General features: G+C 47.7%; 19 protein-coding genes. 8 read left to right on the forward strand and 11 right to left on the reverse strand.

The window, feature by feature from the left end; all coding sequences use genetic code 11:
• Positions 1 to 64: 64 nt before the first annotated feature.
• Positions 65 to 2,410, reverse strand: a complete 2,346-nt coding sequence (locus tag JI741_RS31240; protein ID WP_202016373.1) for a PDZ domain-containing protein — start codon at positions 2,408 to 2,410, stop codon at positions 65 to 67.
• A gap of 288 nt (positions 2,411 to 2,698) precedes the next feature.
• Positions 2,699 to 3,799 carry a polysaccharide deacetylase family protein gene (locus JI741_RS31245; RefSeq protein ID WP_202016374.1) on the reverse strand — a complete coding sequence of 367 codons (1,101 nt, stop codon included), beginning with the start codon at positions 3,797 to 3,799 and terminating at the stop codon, positions 2,699 to 2,701.
• Between the two features lie 66 nt (positions 3,800 to 3,865).
• Between JI741_RS31245 and JI741_RS31250 the strand changes: the two genes are divergently transcribed.
• The 5 genes from JI741_RS31250 to JI741_RS31270 all read left to right on the forward strand — a co-directional run bounded on the left by JI741_RS31250 (position 3,866) and on the right by JI741_RS31270 (position 8,556).
• Positions 3,866 to 4,207, forward strand: coding sequence for a winged helix-turn-helix transcriptional regulator (locus JI741_RS31250; RefSeq protein ID WP_202016375.1), 342 nt, complete (start codon positions 3,866 to 3,868; stop codon positions 4,205 to 4,207).
• 291 nt (positions 4,208 to 4,498) lie between these two features.
• On the forward strand, positions 4,499 to 5,491 hold the full coding sequence (locus tag JI741_RS31255) for a sugar kinase (RefSeq protein WP_202016377.1): 993 nt from the start codon (positions 4,499 to 4,501) through the stop codon (positions 5,489 to 5,491).
• A 5-nt stretch (positions 5,492 to 5,496) separates the two neighbouring features.
• Positions 5,497 to 6,156 (forward strand): bifunctional 4-hydroxy-2-oxoglutarate aldolase/2-dehydro-3-deoxy-phosphogluconate aldolase, encoded by a 660-nt coding sequence (locus JI741_RS31260; RefSeq protein WP_202016378.1) that lies wholly within the window; start codon positions 5,497 to 5,499, stop codon positions 6,154 to 6,156.
• A gap of 12 nt (positions 6,157 to 6,168) precedes the next feature.
• Positions 6,169 to 7,644, forward strand: coding sequence for a tagaturonate reductase (locus JI741_RS31265; RefSeq protein ID WP_202016381.1), 1,476 nt, complete (start codon positions 6,169 to 6,171; stop codon positions 7,642 to 7,644).
• 51 nt (positions 7,645 to 7,695) lie between these two features.
• The gene (locus tag JI741_RS31270) at positions 7,696 to 8,556 is read left to right on the forward strand and encodes an amidohydrolase family protein (RefSeq protein ID WP_202016383.1); all 861 of its coding nucleotides are present in this window, start codon (positions 7,696 to 7,698) and stop codon (positions 8,554 to 8,556) included.
• Positions 8,557 to 8,664: 108 nt separating this feature from the next.
• On the opposite strand, the gene JI741_RS31275 is transcribed toward JI741_RS31270, so the two are convergent.
• From JI741_RS31275 to JI741_RS31305, 7 genes are all read right to left on the reverse strand, one after another.
• Positions 8,665 to 9,444, reverse strand: a complete 780-nt coding sequence (locus tag JI741_RS31275) for an L-fucose dehydrogenase (protein WP_202016385.1) — start codon at positions 9,442 to 9,444, stop codon at positions 8,665 to 8,667.
• Between the two features lie 84 nt (positions 9,445 to 9,528).
• Complete coding sequence (locus JI741_RS31280) at positions 9,529 to 10,386, reverse strand: fumarylacetoacetate hydrolase family protein (protein ID WP_202016388.1); 858 nt, start codon at positions 10,384 to 10,386, stop codon at positions 9,529 to 9,531.
• A 29-nt stretch (positions 10,387 to 10,415) separates the two neighbouring features.
• Positions 10,416 to 11,579 carry an alpha-hydroxy acid oxidase gene (locus tag JI741_RS31285; RefSeq protein ID WP_202016389.1) on the reverse strand — a complete coding sequence of 388 codons (1,164 nt, stop codon included), beginning with the start codon at positions 11,577 to 11,579 and terminating at the stop codon, positions 10,416 to 10,418.
• 2 nt (positions 11,580 to 11,581) lie between these two features.
• Positions 11,582 to 12,346, reverse strand: a complete 765-nt coding sequence (locus JI741_RS31290) for an SDR family NAD(P)-dependent oxidoreductase (protein ID WP_202016390.1) — start codon at positions 12,344 to 12,346, stop codon at positions 11,582 to 11,584.
• A gap of 81 nt (positions 12,347 to 12,427) precedes the next feature.
• Positions 12,428 to 14,065, reverse strand: a complete 1,638-nt coding sequence (locus JI741_RS31295) for a UxaA family hydrolase (protein WP_202016391.1) — start codon at positions 14,063 to 14,065, stop codon at positions 12,428 to 12,430.
• A 47-nt stretch (positions 14,066 to 14,112) separates the two neighbouring features.
• Positions 14,113 to 14,766 carry a fumarylacetoacetate hydrolase family protein gene (locus JI741_RS31300; RefSeq protein ID WP_202016394.1) on the reverse strand — a complete coding sequence of 218 codons (654 nt, stop codon included), beginning with the start codon at positions 14,764 to 14,766 and terminating at the stop codon, positions 14,113 to 14,115.
• A 570-nt stretch (positions 14,767 to 15,336) separates the two neighbouring features.
• Positions 15,337 to 16,359: a glycoside hydrolase family protein gene (locus tag JI741_RS31305; RefSeq protein ID WP_202016397.1), complete on the reverse strand. Its 1,023-nt coding sequence runs from the start codon at positions 16,357 to 16,359 to the stop codon at positions 15,337 to 15,339.
• Between the two features lie 463 nt (positions 16,360 to 16,822).
• Here JI741_RS31305 and fucP point away from each other — a divergent pair, with 463 nt between their 5' ends.
• From fucP to JI741_RS31320, 3 genes are all read left to right on the forward strand, one after another.
• Complete coding sequence (fucP, locus tag JI741_RS31310; protein ID WP_202016399.1) at positions 16,823 to 18,040, forward strand: L-fucose:H+ symporter permease; 1,218 nt, start codon at positions 16,823 to 16,825, stop codon at positions 18,038 to 18,040.
• A gap of 90 nt (positions 18,041 to 18,130) precedes the next feature.
• Positions 18,131 to 19,135, forward strand: coding sequence for a zinc-binding alcohol dehydrogenase family protein (locus JI741_RS31315; RefSeq protein WP_202016402.1), 1,005 nt, complete (start codon positions 18,131 to 18,133; stop codon positions 19,133 to 19,135).
• A gap of 45 nt (positions 19,136 to 19,180) precedes the next feature.
• A complete protein-coding gene (locus JI741_RS31320) occupies positions 19,181 to 20,905 on the forward strand; it encodes a GAF domain-containing protein (RefSeq protein ID WP_202016404.1) in 1,725 nt (574 codons plus the stop codon).
• Between the two features lie 192 nt (positions 20,906 to 21,097).
• Here JI741_RS31320 and JI741_RS31325 read toward each other — a convergent pair whose 3' ends face one another.
• A complete protein-coding gene (locus JI741_RS31325) occupies positions 21,098 to 23,029 on the reverse strand; it encodes an FAD-dependent oxidoreductase (RefSeq protein WP_202016405.1) in 1,932 nt (643 codons plus the stop codon).
• A gap of 82 nt (positions 23,030 to 23,111) precedes the next feature.
• Positions 23,112 to 24,635, reverse strand: a complete 1,524-nt coding sequence (locus JI741_RS31330) for a RagB/SusD family nutrient uptake outer membrane protein (protein WP_202016406.1) — start codon at positions 24,633 to 24,635, stop codon at positions 23,112 to 23,114.
• Positions 24,636 to 24,649 lie beyond the last annotated feature (14 nt).

Raw genomic sequence — 24,649 nt, forward strand, 5'->3', positions numbered from 1 at the left:
TAGCCTGGTGTGATGATCTTTTAGCAAGTCCGATCATCCTAACGAAATTATCGCGTCATATCCTTTACCGCCGAACAATCAACTTGAGTGCTGCCTGAGAGCGGAATACGGTCATCGCCACCTCCCCCGACGATAGTGCACCAAAAGAACGCTCCAAATCCTCGACGGTTTTGATGGTAGTATCCCCTAAGGCCAGTATCACATCATTGGGACGGAGATATTTCGACCAGAAACTCCACGTCTCCACTTCCAACACATACACCCCCGCCTCCGTGGCCATACCGGTAGCCGAGCGTTCACCCAGTGTCGTGAGGTTTTTAATAGACATTCCCATCCACGCGTACCGGTGCTCGCGCGACTCTGTATTGTCGAGTATCACAGGCAGTTGGACTTTTAACGCACGAGCTTTGAGGGAAGGCGAAAGAACGCCGAAGCTATCCATTGCAAAATTCCGGAATCCTATCGCATACGCGGCCGAGTTCTCTGCGACAGCATAGTCCCCCTCAATAGGATTGACAAAATCAGGCATAGCCGCCTTTGAGTGTAAGTCCGTCCCACCGGACCGCGCTTGCGCCAGAGCAAGGGAATCGGGAAAAAGATTGTAATCAACCTGATCGCCCCAATTACTCACGCGTATGGGAAAATAATGTCGAGTGACAATATTATGCCGAAAGATGTCATGACTGTTTGCAAACCACACATGCGGATGAAAGGAGTTATTGATGATAATATTATTCTCCACAACGCGGTAAAACCCTTCGCGTAGTTTTAGGCCGCCATTCAGACAAACGTTGTTATAAATGTGGTAATTGCTGGAACCATCGTCCAAGTCGATATCCCAACCGTGATCACAACGAAAGCGGTTATTGCGAATAACGATGGGATTCACGACATCCAAAAGAGGCAGGCCTGGAAGTGCCATCACCCTGCTTTTCATGGAATCGTAATTGGGATGCCAATACCGATCGCGTCCCCAGCTGTTGAATGAACCATGGTCACCCGTTTCCAACACGGTATTGAAAACATCATTGTATTCAAAGATATGGCCACCCCATGTGCCTTCGCTGACATTGATGCCGGCGCGTGGCATGTTGTAAATAGTATTGTGACTGACGGTGATGTCTTGTGCCATCGAGATCTGAACTCCGGCAACCTGCTTCTCTACTAAACCAACATCATGAATCAGGTTATCATACACTAGACACCGCGCCGGATAGTTTCCAGTCTTGGGGCCCGGCACTATGTCCATGGCGTTCAAGGGAACAAATTGATTATACTCAAAACTGGGTGACCGCACCGCACCCGGATCGCCGACAAAGCATACGCCACTCGCTCCGATATTCACAATTTCACAACCAACAACCTGGTTGTCTCGATTGTAGTTACTAAAAAAAACAGCGTTTCCACCAATAGCATCGAACGTGCAGTTCTTGATGATGCATTGCTCCGCCCCTTCCATCAACACAGCACCACCCCGGTAAATTGTCCAGTCGCTGCGCAGTAATGGCTCCTTGGTCTCCATAAACGTTCTCAGCGTATGAACCAGTGTGAGCCCTTCCAATGTGATATTGCGAACAGGCGATGCTTGGCTTCCACGGAACTCGAACAACTGCCGCAACTGCGGCGATTCAATCTTTGCTCCACGCAAATTGTTCGCCGCAAGATAATAGAGTTTACGATCCTGTTTACTATAATACCATTCGCCTAGAGTGTCGAGTTCTTCCCGTACGTTTTCAACAAATCGGTATTGCGTATGCATACCCGTTCTTCGATTGTTTTGAAAACCACCCTCCAACAATAGCTTGCCGGTTGAATCTTTACCGGTGATCAAAAAGTGAAAGTCGCCCCATTCGCTTCCATGAAGAGCATGAAGGTAAGCACCTGAAGGATCCTTCCAACGCTCCGTTCGCGTCTTGCTGATGGCATCTGCAGATGTGCCATTATAATGACGCCGCAAGGGGTTGAAATTAGGATATCGCGCCATCGGCTGTTGCCTGCCGTCAACAAACAGTTGGTCGAACACAGGATCGTCAGGAATACTTGCCATGTGCAGGCCGTTTTTGAGAACGTGCCACTTGGGTAACAGAACTTTCGCGCCACTAATGGTTACTCGTTCATGGCCATAGGCTTTGAAAACCATTTCCTCACCATCCTCCCGGCTGTCAAGGAGGGTAAATACAAGGGGTTCATTTAAATAATAAGTCCCCTCACGGACATATACCGTCACCTTACCGGCAGTTTCCCGGGCCACAGCTTTCGCTTTCTGTAGGGTCGCAAAAGGCTTCTCCTTGGTACCTCGGTTATTGTCGTTCCCTTGCGCAGCGACAAAAAGATCAACTTGACCATGCGCATGACCGCACAGAAAAAATGAAGTCGCAACCCAAAGAAAAATAATCAATTGTGTTTTCATTAGTAAATTCATTCCTATTATCCTTCAAAGCTACTTTGGCACCTGATCGTCAGGTATACTTTAAAGATCGTAATGATCTTTAATTCCTTGAAATCTTAACACCTTAACACCGCAAGGTAAAAACGGGATGCTCGACTTTTTTATGATCTATTAGCATACACTGATGCGATATTAGCAAGTTGAAGGCTGAAAAATATACGTTCAGTTCGTGATCACCCTAAAGTACTCATATTGCTGTACCACCATGCTCCTGAAACCCCTACAAATACCTCCGTATCCAGACTTACCTTAGCGATTGCCGTTCTGCCCATCCCGTCGTCGCTGCATTTCTGCCCAGGTGGTCAATACAAAACCTTCTCGCACGATATATTCTTTTAATCCGTCATCGAGCATCGCGAGCCAGTCAGCACGTCTTGTGTCACCCGAATCGCTAATAGACTGAAAAGCAGATCCAGCATCCGCGCAATGTAGCAGGATGACCGTAATCCCAGGCTGGACAGACCTAAGCAATTCCTTATACCTCTCAACCTTAAACTTTCTCCAATTCTCATCCGTTCGAACCCAATTGCTGGGAAGTTCCCAATCATAACTGGAAACGTAAAGGTCATCCGCTACCGCAAGCCCGCCATCCCACAACCGTTCCCCAACGGCACGAATGGCGTCGTTGTAGTGCTGTACGTGCTCGGGTGTGTCTGCCTTCTGAAAAGCAGTCAATTTTTTTAATCCCTCGAGTGGGCCGCTTTGAATCTGCTTTAACAGCAAAGTGTTATGACCCGCTGTAAACAGAATCGGAATATGTTCCTTAATGCCAAAGCTTACATACCTGTCAAGGTACTCGGGCGTCGACCACAACGTACCCATATGCGTATCCAGATGGGTTGGACTCATTCCCATGCGTCTTGCCCTGTTTAGTTGAGCACGCATCTCTATCTCGATTTCTTCCGACGTCGCATGCCTTACTACATCTGGAACGTTATCCCATAAAGCTCCCTCTTGGTCAATAAGTCCGGGAGTACCTGTCCCTGAGACGGGCATCCACCGATACTTACTCCATTCTGCCGTAAAGGTTAAATGAAGGCCCGCATCCACGTGCGGATGGTCTCGGACATATGCTGCAATGTCCGGAACCCAAGGACAGGGCATCATTATACTCATTGAGGTAGCAATGCCATAGTCAATTGCATCCTTGGCTCCGTTGTTGCACTCATAAGACATGCCAACATCGTCAACGTGAAAAATCAAAACCCGCTCTCCTTTTTTCCATCCCAAACGCTCCGCAAAGGTTCCCTGGCCGTGCACGCAAAATGAAACCAATATAAACGACAGGCACAAAACTGCTCTCCAGTTTGAGCTTTTAAAATTCAGAACCGACTCGATGGTCTTTTGCATAATTTTTTTGTTTATTTTGGAACAAGGAATAAACACCAACAGTCACAATCAATTAGTCAAAAAATTATGACTACCAAGAATCCTGAAATTATTGTAGAATGTCCAAAGGAATACCTGCTAAAACTCCTGACCGGAAAATGGAAACCTTGCATTTTTCGCTACGCAACACAAGGTCCTGTACGTTTCGGCCAAATCTCACGACTGTTGCCTGAGGCAACTAAACAAGGATTAACGAACGCACTCAGAGAACTTGAATCAGCAAATATTGTCGAGCGAAGAGTGATCCAAGAGAAACCGCTTCACGTTGAGTATCATCTCACCGAACTAGGCATCGAATTCATTCCGATTTTTAATGCCATTGAAGCGCTACACATGTTGCCGACACGAAAGCAAGCAGATCAAAAATGATGCATCGTCAGCAAGGCGTAACATTTTCGTGTGTGTAGCGCTCCTGACCACGCTACACGCTGTCGGTTCCGACTAAGACACAATAGGCTACAATCATCTTCAAGCTCGGATCCACAGGCATTCTCCGGTGAATAATTGGCTCCTCCTAGTCCGTCCCTCCCACAAAACAGCTAATCGTACACCATATCTTGCTAAGATTTGGCTAGCTATCACGACCGATAGCAAATCATCTTTGACCAAAATTCAACGCAAACTTTCGTGGCCATAGTCATGAAGTAAGTTCTATCATTCATGTCGCAAATCGTAACCTTCGGTGAAATCCTACTTCGCTTTTCAACGTCTGATCAAAATCGCTTTTCACAATCCTCACAATTGGCCATTACGTTCGGAGGATCCGAAGCCAACGTAGCGGGTGCACTCGCATCCTGGGGTAGTCCCTGTATGCATATCACCGCGCTTCCCGAAAATGCAATCGGAAAGTGTGCTGCTGAAGCATTCAACAAATTAGGCGTAAATGTTCAGGCATTACCCGGCTCCGGCCGCATGGGAACATATTATATCGAAGGTGGCGTATCCTTGCGGTCCCCGCAAATCATTTACGATCGATATCATTCTGTTTTTAGCGAGGCTACTTTTAAGGGACTGGAATGGAAAAATATTCTGGCGAAAGCAAAATGGTTTCATTGGTCGGGTATAACCCCCGCAATATCTGCATCCGCGGCAGAAGCTTGCCTGACAGCCGTGCAGACAGCAAAGAGCATGGGGGTTAGTGTTTCCGGCGACATCAACTACCGCCGCAACCTATGGAAATATGGAAAGGCACCCATAGACATCATGCCGGAACTTATCGCGCACTCAGACTTGATTATTGCAGGCACTGAGGACTTTAAAAACAGCGCCGGCATCCCATCCAACTCATTTGAAGACATGTGCAACCTGGCCATTAACCGATTTCCTAACATCAAGCAAATAGCCACTACTCATCGACACACCAAAAATGCAAGCAACGAGTCCATCTCCGCTACGCTTTGGTCGAAAGGAAACGTGAGCGAATCGGAAACATTCCATATCGCTCCCGTTGTTGATAGGATTGGCGCCGGCGATGCATTTATGGCAGGGATTCTGTACGGTATCCTGAACGGTTACACGGATGTCGAAACTATAAATTTTGCAGCAGCCTCCTGTGCGCTAAAGCACACGATCAAAGGGGATGTGAATTTGTTATCCGTTCAAGAAGTGACTGCGTTAGTAAATAACGAACGGGTAGGACAATTGCGTCGATAATGAATATGCCTGACACCAACATTGTTTCCCGCCTTAAGAACGCCACTCTAATGCCCATCTGCGGCGAGAGCAATATTGAGACCCTTACCCAATTGGTTCGCTGCTGTTATGACAGCGGGCTACGCGTTTTTGAATTTACCAACCGCAGCAGTCAAGCCTTGCAGACTTTCGCCCTACTTATGGAAAGAAGAAAAGACTTTGAAAACATGCTTTTTGGAGTGGGGACGATCACCGATCGTAGATCAGCGGAAATTTTTATTTCGGCAGGCGCAGAATTTATTGTCGCCCCAATCGTAGATCGTGCTACCCAACGATGCTGTAGCCAGTACAATACGCCCTGGATTCCCGGCTGCGCAACACCCACCGAAATATTCCTTGCGCAAAGACTGAATGCTCCGATTATTAAAATTTTTCCAGCCGGCGTACTCGGCCCAGGATTCATCTCAAATGTCATGGCCCTAAAGCCAGACTTGCATCTGATGGCTACCGGAGGTATTGATCCTTCAAAACAATCCCTGGCCAGGTGGCTCGCCGCGGGCGTAAAATGTATTGGACTAGGTTCCAAATTATTTCCCGATGCCCTTGTCAATCAAGGGAACGTGAATGAAATACAGTTCACTATCAAACAGACGCTCACCCATATCAAGGATATACTCAAATACTGACTCACGAAAATAATGAGTAGACTTCTAAATAGAACAACAATCGGCGTGGGACCAATCCCTCCCATCAAGGTAGTCCAATTTGGTGGCGGAAATTTTCTACGCGCCTTTGCCGATCTCTTTATTGAAGAACTAAACGACAAATGCGGCTTCAACGGAAGTGTCGTCATTGTCCAATCCCAAACGCCAGAGAAGAACAATCCCATCACAAAACAAGACGGCCTTTACCACCTGCTTGAGAAGGGATACAAAAATGGTCGTCGGGTAGCCTCCACCAGACTCATCACGTGCATTCACTCCTGCATTCATGCGACCGAGTCTTATACTTGCTTTCAAGGTTTGGCGAAGACACCGTCCTTGCGGTTTGTAATCTCCAACACAACGGAAGCCGGAATTACCGATGGTGGGGAAGTGTTGATTGAGGGTATTTCACCCATCACGTTTCCCGCTCGCCTTACCACCTTTCTTTACGCAAGGTACCAGGAAGGGCTACCAGGGTTGATTATACTCCCCTGCGAACTCATCGAAAACAACGGAATTATTCTAAAAGAAATTATTCTTCGCTATGCGCAGCAGTTTACCGATGCAACGCAATTTTCCGACTGGATAAATACCCAGAATATCTTCTGCAATACGTTGGTTGATCGAATTGTTCCTGGGGTCACATCGGAACTACAGCACGAAGTTGAAAAAACAACTGGCTACATAGACGAAATTCCGGTGCAGGCCGAACCCTATTACTTCTGGGCAATCGAGGGCACTCACACTGTCGCGAATGAATTTCCAGTTGACAAATTATCTCACAATATAGTTTTCACCACGGACCTCGCGCAGTACCGCATTCGAAAAGTCCGAATTCTCAACGGCCTGCATACGCTGATGACGTCGATGGCATTGCTCAAGAACATTCACAGCGTTCGTTCGGTATTCGAAGACGACGAGTTATCAATAGCGATTCTCCGCATCTTATACAAAGAAATATTACCAACGCTCCGCGCCGACCAAGACGCTCTTCACGCATATGCACGGGATGTTCTGGAGCGCTTTAAAAATCCGTTTTTCGAGCACCAATTGAGCAGCATCGCTTTAAATTCAATTTCCAAATTTCGGGTCCGCGCATTGCCATCGCTGCTTGACTATTACAGCATCAAGGGCACGATCCCTCCAGGGATAGCATATTCCCTGGCCTGCTGGATTCGTTTTTACCAAGGCGTATGGCGAGGCAGCAATCTCCCCGTCAAAGACCTACCGGAAGTCATCCAAGCGTTCAACCAGGCCTGGCGTTCAACAAACCTTAACCAGATGGTCTACCAGATATTAGCAAATACCACCCTATGGGGGCAAGACTTAACCACGTTGGAAGGACTTCCAGATCTAATAACACTTTTCCTAGATCATCTCGCCAAGGACCAATCCATTCACCTGGACTACATCCGCACCGAGGGAGAGACTTTTAAATCAAACGACGATCCACTGTTATCAACGTCATAGCCTATACCTGTCCTCACGACTGCTTCATCTCCCGGTTCTAAACAGGATCCCTTGAAACCCATTGGCAAGAACAAAATCATAATGAAAATCGACTCGCACGTTCATTTCTGGCAGTACTCAGAGAAAGAATATCCTTGGATCGGCACGACGATGTCAGGCATAAGGCGCGACTTTATACCAACGGATGCCGAACCAATATTTCACCGTCACGGAATCGCCGGCTGTATTGCTGTACAAGCACGACAAAACGAAGCTGAAAACGAATTCATGCTCTCCTTGGCCAAACGAAGTTCATTCATTAAAGGGATTGTCGGCTGGGTACCCCTGAAAGACAAAAGTTTGCAAAGCAAGCTGGAAGCCTATGCACAGCAACCGTTGATCCGCGGATTTCGTCACGTGATCCAAGACGAGCCCCTGCTGGAGTTTATGCTTGACCCCAGCTTTATTCGGGGGCTTCGTTTACTTCACCACCATAACTACTGCTACGACCTCCTCATCAAACCGTCACATCTGCCGGTGGCCGCAGCCCTGGTCAGGCTTTTACCAGCCCAACCCATCGTCATTGATCACATCGCCAAACCCGACATCGCTAGAGGCGAATTTACCCGCTGGGCAAAAGACATACAGCGTCTGGCCTCTTTTGATAACATCTATTGCAAAGTGTCAGGAATGACTACAGAAGCACGCTGGAAAGAATGGAGTGAAAACGACTTCCGCCCCTATTTAGACACAGTGGTGGAATCCTTTGGCCTAAAACGCCTTATCTACGGATCTGATTGGCCCGTTTGCTTGCTATCAACTGACTACGAACAGCAACTCCGAATGGTGGAAAACTACTTCCGTTCGTTTTCCAAACCTGAACAGGCCTCGATCTTCGGATTGAATGCGCTTGAATTTTACAAGATTGCTTAGCCTTAGTTCAAAATAGTTGAAGTACATAACACCGGCAGAAGGCCCAACCCCGAGCTACTAGAACGCCGAAAGGCAAGCGAACTATAGCCATTAAAATTATAACTTTTTTTATAAGGACCTATCCAAATGAACATATCCACCGTCCACGTGAATGAGTTGTCCCGTAGTGTGACTTGATCGTTCGCTGAGCAAAAAGACAGTCATGTTAGCGATTTCCTCTACCGAAGTCATCCGTTGTCCCAAGGGTATTTTTGATTCAATAAGTTTTAATTTCTCTTCTGGATTGGGTAATGTTTGGATCCATTTTTCATACAGGGGTGTATAACATTCCGCTACGATGAGCGCATTCACCCGGATTTCGTACTTTAATAACTCAACGGCCCACTCACGAGTAAGCGCGTTCCGGCCACCGTTAGAGGCTGCATAAGCGGAAGTATTTCCTTGTCCAGTTTCGGCTGTCTTCGAACCGATGTTTACAATGGAACCTTTGCTTTTAATCAAGTACGGCAACGCATAGTGCGCCATCAGATAGTAGTGGACAAGATTTTTATGCAGGGACGCCATAAAGCCTTCGTAACTTCCATGCTCAAGCCCTACCCCATCATTGACGCCTGCGTTATTTACCAATCCATCAATGCGATCAAATATTTTCGCAATGTGCTGAATCACTTGTTGGCTTGCTGCCGGCTCAGACAGTTCCGCTACGAACTGTCTGGCCCGACCTCCACGCTCCTCGATCATTCTGACGGCGTCCAGGTTGTCCTTTTCAGCTCGGCCAACGATAACTGGAATAGCTCCCTCTTGGGATAATACCTGGCTTATGCCTAAGCCAATACCTTTGGCTCCGCCGGTAACAATTACTACTTTATCCTTCAATTGAAAATCCATAATGTTGTTTTAAAGTTTACTAAATCGGCAATCTGCCTCCAGAACTGCTCGTGGGCATGTTAAAAACTTAGAAACTATCCATCCTCATGCACAGTACGTCACCGCGCGTTGTTTACTGCTACCAAGCCCCTCGATGCCGAGCTCTATTTCGTCTCCTGCTTTAATGTAAATCGGTTCCGGTTTGATACCCAGGCCAACGCCAGCCGGTGTTCCTGTGCTGATGACATCACCGGGAAGTAATGTCATGAACTGACTCAGATAGTGAACAAGAAAAGGAATTTTGAAAATAAGGTTTGATGTATTGCTGTCCTGATATTTTTTACCATTCACGGTAAGCCACATCTCCAGACGATCGACGTTTGTAATTTCATCTTTCGTAACCAAAAATGGACCCAGCGGTGCAAACGTATCGCAGCCTTTGCCCTTCGCCCATTGTCCTCCGCGCTCCAATTGGAACGCCCGTTCGCTGTAGTCGTTGTGTAAACAGTATCCGGCAACATACTGAAGTGCATTTTCCTCTTCCACATAACTCGCTTTCTTTCCCATTACTACTGCCAACTCTACCTCCCAATCTGTTTTTGTGCTGTGTTTAGGAATCACCAGGTTATCGTTTGGGCCACACAACGCTGTTGTCGACTTAAAGAATAGGATCGGCTCTGCCGGGATGGTAGCATTTGTTTCCAAGGCGTGATCACGGTAGTTTAATCCAATACACACAATTTTCGAAGGCCGGGCTATCGGTGAGCCCAGACGAATGGAGGCTTCAACTTTTGGCAAGGTGTCCTTTTGCTTCGATACAAGCTCCTTCAGTTTTGACAGGCCATCGTTTTCAAAGAAATCTTCATTGTAATCCGACACGAATTGTGAGACATCGTATCGGGTATCATTACTCATGACCCCTGCTTTCTCTTTCCCTGTTTCTCCAAAGCGTATTAATTTCATATTCCTTTTTAAAATAACTTTTCACTTGGCTAATCCCCTGTGCTCTGCTTAGGCAGGTGTTTGTAAAAATCCCCTGTTGTTGCACAACATAACTGATCCATCACCTGGTGTAATTGTGTTTTCAAAATATTAGTGGTGTGATCGCCTCCTTCACTCCCTAATGCCGAAATGCCGTACATGAACGTTCGCCCCATAAATGTAAATTCGGCACCATGGGCCATAGCCCGTGCAACATCCGGACCGGAACGAATACCGCTATCCATCATGATCTTCAGCCTGCCCTTATAGTTTTTGACAATCGGTTGTATGGCTTTAATGGCCGATTGTCCCGCGTCCAGTTGTCTTCCACCATGATTGGACACGATGATGCCATCCAATCCCAAGGTCAGCGCCATAGCCGTATCTTCTTCACTCACTACACCTTTTAACACGATTTTTCCTTTCCAACGATCGCGTATGGCGGCAATCTTTTCCTTGCTGAGTTTTCCGGAAAATGTTCGGTTCATGAACTGTCCCAATTGTTTCATGTTCATCTCACCGGGCATATAGGGTTTAAGCGTGGAAAACTCAGGCTGTCCGTGTATCAATGTTTGTATGGCCCAGGCAGGGCGTCCCATGATCTGCCAGATGTTCTTAACGGTCATGCGTGGCGGCATGGCCAATCCATTTCGGATATCACGCGGGCGGTAGCCAAACGACGGGACATCGCACAACAACACCAGCACCGGATAATTTGCTGCCTCCAATCTTTTAATAAGGTCGTCACGAAGGCTGTTTTCTGCCGGGTGATACAATTGAAACCAGGCCCGTCCTTCTGTGAGCTCGCTGATGCGCTCAATGCTACTCGTCGTTACTGTACTAAGCACAAAAGGTATATTATTCCGAAAGGCAGCACTGGCCAATATCTCCGTAGCGTTTGGCCACATGAGACCCTGTAGGCCCACCGGTGCTACGCCGAACGGTGCATCGTATAGGTGACCGAACAATTCAGTTTTTAAATCAGAGCTTACATGGTCGGTGATATACTGTGGCACAAGTTCTACTTTGCGCAGTTCGGCCGTGTTCCGGAATACGTTTACATCCTCATTGCAACCTCCGTCTAGATACTCAAAGGCAAAGCCAGGAATTCGACCGCGCGCACGTTGTCTTAAATCTTCAATGGACGGATACCGAGTGTTGAATGGCCAGGTCATCGTCACCCGTTTAAGGTTACAAAGCCGCCATCAATCAGATAGTCACTGCCCGTAATGAAAGAGGCTTCCTCGCTCGCCAGGTACAATGCCAACGCGGCGATTTCTACAGGCATTCCCATGCGCCCGATCGGCTGAGATTTTGACAATTTTTCAAACATTTCAGCTTCTTTACCTGCATAGTTATTTTCCAAAAAACCATCCACAAAAGGTGTGTGCACTCTAGCCGGTGAAATACAATTGCAGCGGATATGGTCCTGCAAATAATCCTTTGCGACAGAAAGCGTCATTGCCTTTACTGCACCTTTAGCAGTAGAATACGCGAAACGATCGTTCAGACCCACGTGCGCTGAAATCGAGGTCATGTTAATGATTACGCCGCGACCTTGCTTTTTCATCTGAGGAATGGCGGCAAAGAGGCAATTGTATACTCCTTTCACATTGATGCTCATGACGCGATCAAAATCCGCTTCTGTGGTAGTATCCGCCCGGCCAATGTGCGCTATACCCGCATTGTTCACCAGGATATCAAATGCGCCAATACTGGCAAACGCGTCAACCACGGCGATTTGATGTGCCACATTACAAGCATACGCTTTTGCTTTCCCAGCTTGGGCAGTTATCTCGCGCACGGTTTCATCGGCTGCTTCATCACGTAATTCAAGGATGTGAACTTCCGCACCCTGCTGGGCAAACAACAAGGCGATGGCTTTGCCGATGCCACTACCGGCACCGGTAATAACAGCCCTTTTATTTTGTAAGGAGAACATAAGTTTAAGATTCTATTTCTGACATCACTATTTTTTTTCGGACCAATTAACCGTGACTGGCTAAGCATCCTGTTTTGCATTTCATAACGACACGCCGCGTTTCCAGGGAATAAAATCATCCTGATTCAATTGGACGGCCTTTGGAATAACCTCACCGCTCGCAACGTTTATACAATACTCCAGAATTTCTTCCCCCATTTGAACGATCGTTTTCTCACCGCTGATTACCGGCCCACAATCAATGTCGATGATGTCGCCCATGCGCGTGACCAGAGGGGTATTGGAGGCCACCTTAATGGTAGGACATACAGCGTTGCCGGTGGGTGTCCCGAGACCCGTGGTAAACAAAATCAAGGTGGCGCCCGATGCAGCTTTGCCCGTAGTAGCCTCCACATCGTTTCCCGGTGTACACACAAGACTTAGCCCTGGTTTTGTAGCAGGTTCAGTGTAATCAAGGACATCGACCACAGGAGAAGTTCCGGCTTTCTTTGCCGCACCCGCGGATTTGATGGCGTCTGTAATCAGCCCGTCTTTGATATTACCAGGAGAGGGATTCATGTGAAAGCCGGAGCCCACAGCCTGGGCCTCAGCACTGTAGGTGTCCATGAGCCGAATAAATTTTTCAGCGACCGCTTGGGTTACGCTACGATCGATCATGTCCTGTTCTGCGCCGCAGAGTTCAGGAAATTCAGCCAGCAACACTTTCGCGCCCAGCGCTACCAATAAATCTGCTGTATAGCCAACAGCCGGGTTTGCACTGATACCACTGAAGCCATCGCTGCCACCACATTTTACACCCACACAAAGTTTACTGAGGGACGCAGGCGTACGTTCAATCTTATTGGCTTGGGTAAGTCCAATAAACGTTTGATGAATCGCAATTTTTATCAACTGCTCCTCGCTCTGCATTTGCTGCTGTTCAAAAACCAGAATTGGTTTTTGAAATGTCTCACCTCGCTTAATATCAGACAGTAATGTTTGTGTCTGCAAGTGCTGGCATCCTAAACTCAGAATGGTTACACCGGCAACGTTGGGATGATTGGCATACGCTGATAACAGCCTACTCAACGTGTTAGCATCTTGCCGCGTGCCACCACAACCGCCATGGTGATTTAAAAATTTAATCCCGTCTATATTTTCAAAATACCGCCCTTTCGATGATGTCGCCTGCAGACTGTCTGGATTAAACGATGTAAGAGAATCGCCGGCCGTATAGGCCTGGAGTAATTGATCTGCGTAATTTTTATACTTGGGCGTTACCGCATAACCGAGTGTATTGTGTAAAGCTTCCTTGATGACATCCAGATTTCGGTTCTCACAAAATACGGTAGGCAAAAACAACCAATAATTGGCTGTACCCACACTGCCATCAGTGCGGTGATAGCCCAAAAATTTCCGCGTTTGATATTTGGACACATCGGGGGCTTGCCACTGTGGCACGACATTTCGGTACCCATATTGCTGGGCGGCATGTTTCAGGTTGGCGGTCGTCATGATAGACCCTCTGAAAACAGGCTGGGTTACTTTTCCGACCAAGACGCCGTACATGATGACGCTGTCCCCCGCCTGCATATCCTGCATGTAAAACTTATGCTTAGCCTGTACAGCATCGGCCAGCACAAAGACATTGTTTTCAAAATGAATGCCTTCTCCTTTTGCTAGATCTGTCAAGGCTACCAGCACATTGTCCTTGGGATGAATCTTTAAAACCCTGTTCATACACTCAATACATTGAATTGCATTTCAATTATAGTATTTCATTTCAATTATAGTAAGGTAGATTTAAACTGATTCTGATTCGTTAAGACTTCTTTTCGCTGTACACCCAGTCCTTGTATACCAAGCTCTATGAAATCCCCGGTCTTAACATATTGGTGAGATTCCAGAATCCCGCCCAAGCCGGAAGGAAGCGTCAATGAAATGATATTACCCGCCTGGAGCGTAACGAACCTGCTGAGGTAGCTAATTAAGTAGGAAACTGAAAAAAGCATATCCGCCGTAGTTGATGTTTTGACCGTCCTATTATTCACATTCAGCCAAACGCGGAGATCATCTGGGTTTGATACTTCATCTGCCGTCACCAGCAGGGGGCCAAGTTGTGATAACCTATTTGGCCAATGGAAGTCATGCGATGACAAGTCACTTTGACGGGAAGGATGTTTAGAAAAATCGTTGTGTACGGCATACCCAGCGACATAGCTAAGTGCGATGCGTTCGTCAATATTTTTGGCAGTTCTCCCGATTACAACAGCTAACTCGACTTCCCATTCGGCATCAGACAACTCGTGAGAAAGCACCACGTTGTCACAGCCTCCCCCTAACGGTGGTGACGATTTAAAGAAATGAATCGGCTCCTGTCGCCTTGAGATTTTTGTCTCAAGACCATATACTACCTCATTATATCTGACACAAATCATCATACTGGGCCTGCTTACACAAGGCCCTACCCGGACGTGTCCCGGAACATGCGGACAGTTCATTAGATTTATGGGGAGCCATGCTTGCAATCGCTGTAGACCATCGCTCGAAAAAAAATCATCCGTATAATCCTCCCCAAAACTGGAAACGTCTCTTTTCTCCCCCGTAATGATCACACCCGGACGCTCATTTCCGGGTTCTCCAAATCGAAATAGCTTCATCTCTTATATCTAAATCAAAAGCAAAGCTAATTCGATTGCATTGCGCAATCCAATGAGAATTTAGCAAGAACTAATGCGTTTTTAATAACGTGCAGTCACAACAAGTGATACCACCAACGACGAAATTTGATTGTTGTCACTATGAAAATATACGATATGAACGTGCAAGAAAGTGCTGGCCCTTCGCTGCACTTTCTGAACGCCATCAAATCAATCCAACAACTGGGTAGACAGATAAAGAAGAGGAAGACCACAAAAAGGTGGAGCCTTCCTTTTCATGAATCTTCCGCTTTCTAACTATTTTCTGGTCCCTATGATGTATCTCTCAGGTAACATCTTTGAGATCAATACTCACTTTGGAACGCTCACCAATATGGGAATCTGCACACTAAACGTTTGCCTCACGCCATGCACGTCGAGCGTGTCGGCCGCGCAGACAAGTACATATGGTGTATCGCCCTCAAAAAGTAACTGTGGTCTTTCAAGATGCAAAAATGTCTGGCTCCGGCCGTCTTGCCATTGAATGGTACGATCGGAGACAGGTGATTTATCACATCGACGCCACGTGATTCCATCAGGTGAATTGTATAGCACCAGAGATGGATTATTTGCGCCTGCACTATCCCGCATGCTCTTAAGAAGGGCAAAATATTGATTGTTTTGAAACCAGACATAGGGATCCTCTGCTGGAAAATCAACGCCGTGAACAGTAAATATCTCACCATCGTGTTTGACAAACGGGCCTGTGGGACTTTCTGACGTTGCCGCCAGGTGAACGACAGGTCCACCAAATGGCAGCGGACGCTTTTTACCTACCGCTTTGTAGATCATTAGAAATGTTCCATCAGGCCGTTGCACGATAGCCGGATTGGTGACCACAAGAGCGTCAGCAGCTGTACTGTCGGCGGCTACATCAATGATCGGTTTGTCAAACCGGGTCCAGGGCCCATCGGGACTGTCTGCCACGGCCACGCCAATGCGTTGGTTATTCCGATGAACAAAGTTCAGTTTTTCTACGGCTAAATCTTCGGTATTGGGATTGATACCATCTCCTGTATTTCCCATATAGTACAGATAATATTTCTCACCGAACCTATGGATGGTCGGATTGTGCGTACACAAGCCATCCCAAAATTGAGCTCCACGCACCGGCAGAACCACATCACGGAATGCAAAGGGTCCAAAAGGCGAAGAAGACACGGCATGTTTAATCACCGAATGTGTAACCCATGCCCATCCCATTCGCTTAGGCCAAGTGGAATAAAACATGTGGAACAATCCATCGTCACCTTTTATCAATGAGCCGCACCATATGCTCAAGCTGTCGTCGGCAAACCTGGCCGTCATAGGCAACTTGCCCAAGGCAATGTGCATATCACAGGCAGAATCACCATCGGTTGATACGCTACCCGTTGTTTTTTTTGTACACGCTACGCCAACGGCGAAAAGGAGGACCACCGGAAAAATTCGGAATATTATCATTGAAATGACATAAGAAACAGGTTCAAAGGTCTAGCAAAAAAAACTTAAACACTTGCCAAGTATTAGCAATTGATGATGATCTATTAACTACTGATCGAAGGTTGATAAGCCATCTTTGATTTCCCGCTAGGGCTTGCGAATAATCCACCGCAATAGCGTTTTACCAGATCTTGACCTTGCTAACCGGTCGCCACAACCTGCTAATATCTTATAAGTAAAACTGCTCCTCGTAATGCAGCTTTGAATTTCGAAGCAAGCAAATAACAGCACAAAACCCTATGAAGACTCGACGCTTTACCCGCTAGCCTTGGCGGCCCCATACAGTCCTGACCGTCATTAAAACTCAATCGATAATATGCCTATCCTGATAATGCCCAAAGCCTCTACCAAGTCCCGCACGTCAAGTTCCATGCTCTTTCCTTTTATCCTGGTTACGAGCCTTTTCTTTTTATGGGGGCTGGCGTACGGCCTCCTGGATGTTTTAAACAAACACTTTCAGAACACACTGGCCGTAAGCAAACAAAACTCCATGCTCCTGCAGGCTGCATACTTTGGTGCTTACTTTTTAATGGCCCTGCCCGCCGGAATATTTATGAATCGGTTTGGCTATCGACGTGGAATTGTGCTTGGCCTTTTACTGTATGCTGTCGGGGCCTTTCTCTTTTATCCCTCAGCATCCGCCGAAAGCTTTCCGCTTTTTCTCACCTCCTTATTCATACTCGCCAGCGGACTAGCCTTTCTTGAAACGGCTGCAAATCCATATGCGAGTGTATTGGGGGATGAAAAACTGAGCACCTTTAGATTAAACTTGGCACAAAGCTTTAACGGCGTTGGGTCGTTTCTCGGCCCTATCATTGGGGCAGCCCTCTTCTTTGGCCAACCCACCAAAGCTTCGGACCTCTCCTCGGTAAAGTTTGTATATCCGGTAATTGGCATCATCGTTCTGATGGTGGGCGTGCTGTTCTTAATTGTAAAACTCCCGGAAATAAAACAGGATGCGGCTTCTGGGCTAAACGTTAAAGTCCTGTTTTCAATCCGGCATTTCAAGTATTCAGTTATCGCTCAATTTTTTTACGTCGCCGCACAGGTTGGTAGCGCCGCATTGTTCATTAATTACTGCGTTGAATCCCGTGAGCATATGCTCGAACAAGACGCATCCTACTTACTCTCAGCGGCCCTGCTTCTTTTCACCCTCGGTCGCTTTGTGGGTACCGCCCTCATGAAAGTAATAAAGCCCCACGTGCTGTTGAGCATCTTCGCCGCGGTAAACATCCTGCTGTGTGTAGTCATCATCTACTACCATTCCTCCACTGGAATTCTGGCGCTGCTCATCACGTTCTTTTTTAATTCAATTATGTTCCCCACCATCTTCGCGCTAGGCATCAAAGGGCTAGGCGAACATACCAAATCGGCGTCATCCTTTCTCATCATGTCCATTGTAGGAGGAGCGATCGTGCCGATAGTGATGGGGAGTTTTGGATCGACTGCCACTGCCTTCTGGACGCCGTTATGTTGCTTCTGTGTTGTATTGTTCTTTGGTACAACGGGATACAAACCTGTGAAGCTTAACTAGCCACCTATCCTCAACGTCGCAACGACGCACCTTGAAGACTTCAAACAGTAGCGTAACCACTTTAGCTTACCCTTTATCAAGCCTGTAACCATGAAAACAATAACGTGTGTTGAACCCGGTAAATTTGAATTCGTCGACCGAGACTTTCCCTCCCTAAGGAAGGGGCATGCTCTTGTTAAAATAAAACGAATCGGCGTATGTGGAACCGACTTGCACGCGTATGAAGGCACGCAACCTTATTTTACTTATCCCCGTGTTCTCGGCCATGAACTCGGCTGCGAATATGTTGCCGGCGATGCACCTGGCTTTCGTACCGGTGAAAATATTACCATCATCCCCTACGATCATTGCGGACAGTGCTTACCCTGCCGAAAAGGAAACACCAATTGCTGCCAGCAGTTGAAAGTCCTCGGGGTTCACACCGATGGGGGCATGGTAGAATATCTTTCTGTTCCGTCGCATTTGCTTGTGCATGGTCAGGGCCTTCCCTTGGATACCCTGGCTTTGATTGAACCATTTTGTATCGCCGCGCACGGCGTGCGAAGGGCCAACGTCGGTCCCGACGACCATGTCCTTATCGTGGGCGCCGGTCCGATTGGTTTGGCCACCATGGAGTTTTGCCTTGTGGCAGGCGCTAAAGTCATCAGCTTAGACGTCAATGAAAATCGGTTGGCATTTAGCAAGGGTTTGGGCGTCAGTTTTGCATTACATGCACAGGAGGACAACGTCCAAGAATTGGTTCGCGAAATCACGAGCGGCGACATGGCCTCCGTTGTAATCGACGCCACCGGCAATATCGGCGCCATCAACAACGCTTTCTCATACCTGGCGCACTCGGGTAGATATGTATTGATTGGATTGCAAAAAAATACTATTACTGTCAATCACCCTGAATTTCACAAGCGCGAAGCAACGCTCATGAGCAGCCGCAACGCTACACGGACGGATTTTGAATTTGTTCTTCAGACGGTGAATAAAGGGTTAATTGATCCAACCCAATTTATCACCCGCCGAATTCCCTTTGACGCTGTTGCCGAAGATTTCCATTTGATTTCCGCTCAACCCGATATGATTAAAGCGATGATTGAAATCTAGCGAACGAAGCCCAACATTTTCCTCAAAAACATTACGCTTAAACTCATGGAGCAAACCCTCGAACATTCCGCTGTGCTCAGGCCCTATGATAAGAACCTAACACGCGTCGGCTATAGCCTGGCACTGGCCGGTCTGATATTATCCATTACGAGCAGCCTGTTTTTCTCCGCGTTGCTGGTTGTACCCTTGCTCATCATTGTAAGTGGATTGACGATCATCACCCATAAGGTGACCGACACTCGCCCATTAGCCGAATTTATTGCTGGGCCCCTCACCACACTGCTGTTCTCAATCCTGTTATCGGCCCTACCGCGGGCAACACAAATTATCGAGGTGTCCTTAACGACTTTCACACTCGCCATAGGCCTTCTTCCATTTATTGTCATCGAACCCCAACGAAAAATTGCGCGCTTCCTTTACGTTCATGGGAATATCTTGTTAATGCTCTCCTACCATTTCCTGCTGTACCGCGCCCTTGAGCCAATCGTGTCTGGTTGGACTGCACTTTCAGAGTTTGCCGTTCTTTTTGTCGCCTCCGCGGCCGTACTTGGATTGACCTATCGTATGATTATTTTGCAGATGAAGGAAATACTGCTTCATCAAACTTTGTCCATTCGGTTAGACTCCGCGCAAAGGGTCATTAAAGCTACCGAAGCAGAACTAACCGCACACCGCGCGGATAGTGAACAAACCCGAAAAGAAGAGCAAAACCGGCGATGGATATCCGAAGGCATAGCCGTTGTATCTGAGATTCTCAGAAAACAACAACAGGAAAGTGAGCTACATTGTGAGCTGACCTCCACGATTGTGAAACGATTGAAGGCCAACCAGGCCTCCTTTTTTATCGTCGACGAAGATCAAATGCATCTGCAACTGCAGGCTTGTTATGCTTACGAACGCCGCAAATTTCTTCAACAGAAGATACATGTTAAGGAGGGCCTGGTTGGTCAATGCTACCAGGAAGGGGAAGTCATCATCCTTAAAAATGTTCAAAAGGACTATATCAAAATTACCTCTGGCCTGGGGGCAGCCACCCCAAGATGCTTAGTTCTTGTACCTTTAAAATCCGAGCTTCGCGTCGAAGGCGTCCTGGAAATTGCATCGTTCAGCCAATTCAACGTCCATCAGTTAGAGTTTCTTGAACGAGTCTCCTACATTATCGGCACGGGCATTCGATCCATTCACATCAGCTTGCAGACGCAGCGTATGTTGGAGAACACGCGCCGCCAGGCCGAGCAGATAACCCAGCACCAGGAAGAAACCAGACGACATGTCGAACACCTGATGGCGGTGCAGAAAGAAATGCATGAAAAGGAAATGCAATTACGTGCACAATCAGACTTGCTAGAGTTGGTAGTGGACAACATTCCCTTTCCGGTATTTATCAAAAACGAGCGTGGGCAATACACCTTGGCGAACCGCGCACAGGCCTCTATTCTTAATTATCCAAAAGAAGAAATTATTGGCTTTGACGACAGTAAATTTATCGAGGACAGCCAAGCCATTCGCCTGATCCGCGAGTCGGACCATAGGGTGATTGACCAACAGCGGGAAGTACATTTTCCAGAGCAACAACTTCGAATGCCGGGCGGCGAACAAAAGATTCTTAAAACCTCTAAGATTCCCTTCCGAAACAGCCTCACACAGAAAATCAATATTCTCGGAGTATCAATTGATGTCACTGACGTTAATAAAGCACAACAACAGTTATCCAGTGAAATTGAAGCACTAAAAAGAGAACTGGAATCCAGTCAACGTATATCGTCCTAGCGTTACCCACAACCACAATCTATTTCACGGCATTCATTAAAAATAATCCATGACGTCAACCAAATTATGGTAACTGAGGACCTTCCTGTGCCATGCGAAAGAGGGAAAAGGTAGGGGCCATAAATTCTGTAACCCTTACGACGTTTGACCCCACCTTTTTCTCGTCCAACTTTTCTTAGCGATACGTTATCATTAGATCCGCTTACTGCCGGGTTCTTTCAGCAGCGACTGCAGTTCTGTGAGATGGCTTTCATAAACTTTCCGTGGTGTTGTCTTGTGGCGAACGCATAGTGCTGCAGCCTTTCCAACTACCTCCCCCATCATTCCGCAGGTTCGCATGACACGAACCGCTCCCAGGCCATCATGGCTTACACTGATGTCGCGTCCGGCCATAAAGAGGTTGCTGATGTTGCGGCTGTAAAGAACGCGGTATGGGGCCCAGTACAAGCCACCGTAATCGAAGTCACCTCCGGTGGTGGCTCTGGAAATAAATTCCTGCCCTTGCAGTTCACCGTCGAACTCTTCGTGCGGCGTATGCAAATCGATGTGCCAGGTGCATGGAAAGGCCGCGTCGGGATATGCCTTCTTGGTCCGAAAATCTTCCGCTGTTAATACAACATCACCCATCAGACGCCGCGATTCACGCTTGCCAGCAATGAAGGCACACCAGTTAAGCCGATGGTTCGGATAAAGGCCGTCCACATTCTTCAAGGCGTCCCAGGCTCCATACATTGCCCTGAAGTTGAGATCCCGGATCTTCTCTACATCCGTAATAGGATTCTTGTCGAAGCCGCTTTCCCAAAACCACCCACCAAGGTTTCCCAGAGGATCATCGGAACCCCATTGCCCCTTATAATTCTTCCTCCCCGGAAATGGCTTATCGGACAAGTCGATTGCCCAGGGGCAACGCGGAAACGGCTGTTCAGTTTTACCAATCTCGCATGAGATGGCCAAGGCAGCCTTATCTTTACATTCGCATTTCAGCACTTCCTGATCATTGGCTGCATCCATTACATTCCACAGGTTGGACATGCCCATGATTCCAGACGCAGAAATCTCATGCTCGGCACCTGCCAAATAACCAACTATCGCATCTCCCGTGCAGTCTGCGAAGTACGTTGCCTTGATATGCTGTTGCCTGGCTGTACGAATATTTTGGATGACTATTCCCGTAATCTGCTCTCCGTCGCGTTCCACGCTGATGGCGCGCTCTTCAAGCATGACCTTAATGCGGGGCTCGTTCTGGACAACACGCAACTTACGCTGATCATCGTACGATGCGCCCTGCCTAGCATTTCGGGTTCCATATACCAACTGAGACAAGTCGGGCGAAATCTCCTGCGCGATATCGCCAATATGCGGGAAAGGCTCGAAGTTTGTTCTACCCTCTGGCCAGACCCGCACTTCAGAACTTGAATTGCCGCCAAGCACCGGGCGATCCTGGATTAAGGCGACCTTCAATCCGTTTCTTGCCGCCGAGAGCGCGGCACAAACACCAGCATACCCCCCGCCGATGACCGCTAAATCAAAGTTGCCACCCTCCTGCGGCTTGTCGGGAAGCCCGAGCAACTTACGACGAAACCGTGTCAGGGCGTTCACATCGTTGGTGGGCTCGAAGTCAATGTCCTTACATAAAAGTATCGCTTCACAACGGCCCTCAAAGCCGGTTAAGTCGTGAAGAGCAATCGTAGAATGCCGCGGTAGGTCGGCTATTCCGCCATCATGCCAATGCCACTCCGCCCCTTTTGTGCCAAACGTTTCGGGCAGCGCGTTCCCATTGATTAACACCTGAAATTTCCCGGGCGCACCAGGGGCATTCCAGGGTGCGACCCAGTCACGCGTTCGAACCCACACCCGATATTTACCGGGTGAGGGAAGTTGAACGCGCGTAGTAGCATCTTGCACAGGCACACCTAAGCCGTGCGCCAGGAGATAAGGCGAACCCGTCTGATCCATCGACTGTTGATCCAGGTCCCACCCGCCGAGGTCTGCAAACTGCTCTGCTTCTAGGAAAACAAACTCACCTTTCAATGTAGTTTTCTTACCGGCAAAGGAACCTATGTTCCCTGCCAACAGCAGCAGCGTTGTACTACCTGCATGGCTGATAAATTGTCTTCGTTTCATCTCTTACTTTTTTTCTTGCTAGCTCGGCTCCATCAACCTTTGGAGATCTTTTTTATTTCCTATCCCGTCGATCCTACGACACTTATTTCCACGGATCATTCTGCTCAAGTGATCGGTTCGCGTTAAGCTCATCCAGAGGAATCGGAAAGTATTTGTTCCTGGCCTGGGGTTGACGTACGGGATAAATCTCATTGACGGCCAACGGAATTACCGTTAAAAATTTATCGGTGCGTGTCAGGTCATACCAACGGTCCCCTTCGCAGAACAACTCCCACGAACGTTCCTGGATCACGGCATCGACAAAGGCATCCTTACCCAAACCCTCCGTCAAATCGTCCAACCCTGCACGCTGACGAACGCGGTTGATGTACTGGTATGCTTTTGAGGTGGCGCCATTCAACCTTGCTTCGGCTTCTGCGGCAATAAGATAGAGGTCAGCAACTCGAAAAATAGGAACGTTGGGTGTATACCCACTGATAGAGACCGGATCCCGATATTTCTTTACCAATACACCCTTCTTGGTTACTGGAGTGATACTGGCTTGCGGAACGACGTTGCCTTTCTTGTCGATATAGGTTGTATCCAAAAGGTTGCGTCGTTTATCTTTTGGATCGAATGAATCAAAGAATTTTTGATACACAAAGCAGGAACCATACGTGGTCACACCATAGGCCGGGCCATTGCTGGCGGGCGGTCCATACAGACCCGTGAGTTGCTGTGAGGAGGCCGACTGGGATCCCGTCACCGAGGTAGTGGATTCCGATTCAAACGCGAAGATATTCTCAACCCGCGCGATGTCCTCTTTAGATGCATCATAAACATCCAGCACATTGGGCATTAACATCAGGAATGAATTTGACAACACGGCTTCGGCTTTAGCCACGGCGGTACCCCAGTCACTGTTATAGAGTGCCGCTTTTGCGTAGAGTGCAAGAGCAGCTTCCTTTGAGGGACGTCCCTTCGGAAGTCCTGCCGTGTGTACGGGAAGTTTAGCTATAGCAGAATCCAGATCCTGATAAATTTGCTTATAGACCACGGCCATAGGACTCTTCGGCAAAGCCGCGAGCTGCACATTGTCACTTGGCGCAGTTTTGACAATTACATTACCGAAATTCTTTGTCGCTGTCCAATGATAAAACGCGCGCAGAAAATAGGCTTCACCAATAATCTGTTGCTTGCGGGCGGCGTCCATCGATGCTGATGGTACACCCCGTATGGCCCAATTCGCTTTCTCTATCCCGTCATAGCAGGACAGCCAGATTTGGTAAGGAGATTCTCCCTGGCGTCCAGCAGTGCGCTGGCCGGTGAAATTCGTATCGTAGGTGAACAAGGTCAACGTATTGCGAGACACTACAACCCGGGGATACATCTGGTCAGCACTAAGATCGGAAGCCAGCACGGCTGCCGGACCACCATACATATCTCCTAATGGGCCATAGGCAGCGGAGATCGCGGCTTCAGCATCAGAGGCTGTTTTGTAAAAGTTATCTTTAAAAATGGAAGAGTAAACGTACTGGTCCTCGTTGAGTTTGCAGGATGCTACTGATACCAACAGCGCACTGGCAAGCACAACTTTTATGGTTCGCTTTATTGCAATTATTTTCATCTCGTTAGATCATT

Origin of the sequence: Chryseolinea lacunae (assembly GCF_016735595.1) — a bacterium.
Taxonomy (GTDB): Bacteria; Bacteroidota; Bacteroidia; order Cytophagales; family Cyclobacteriaceae; genus Chryseolinea; species Chryseolinea lacunae.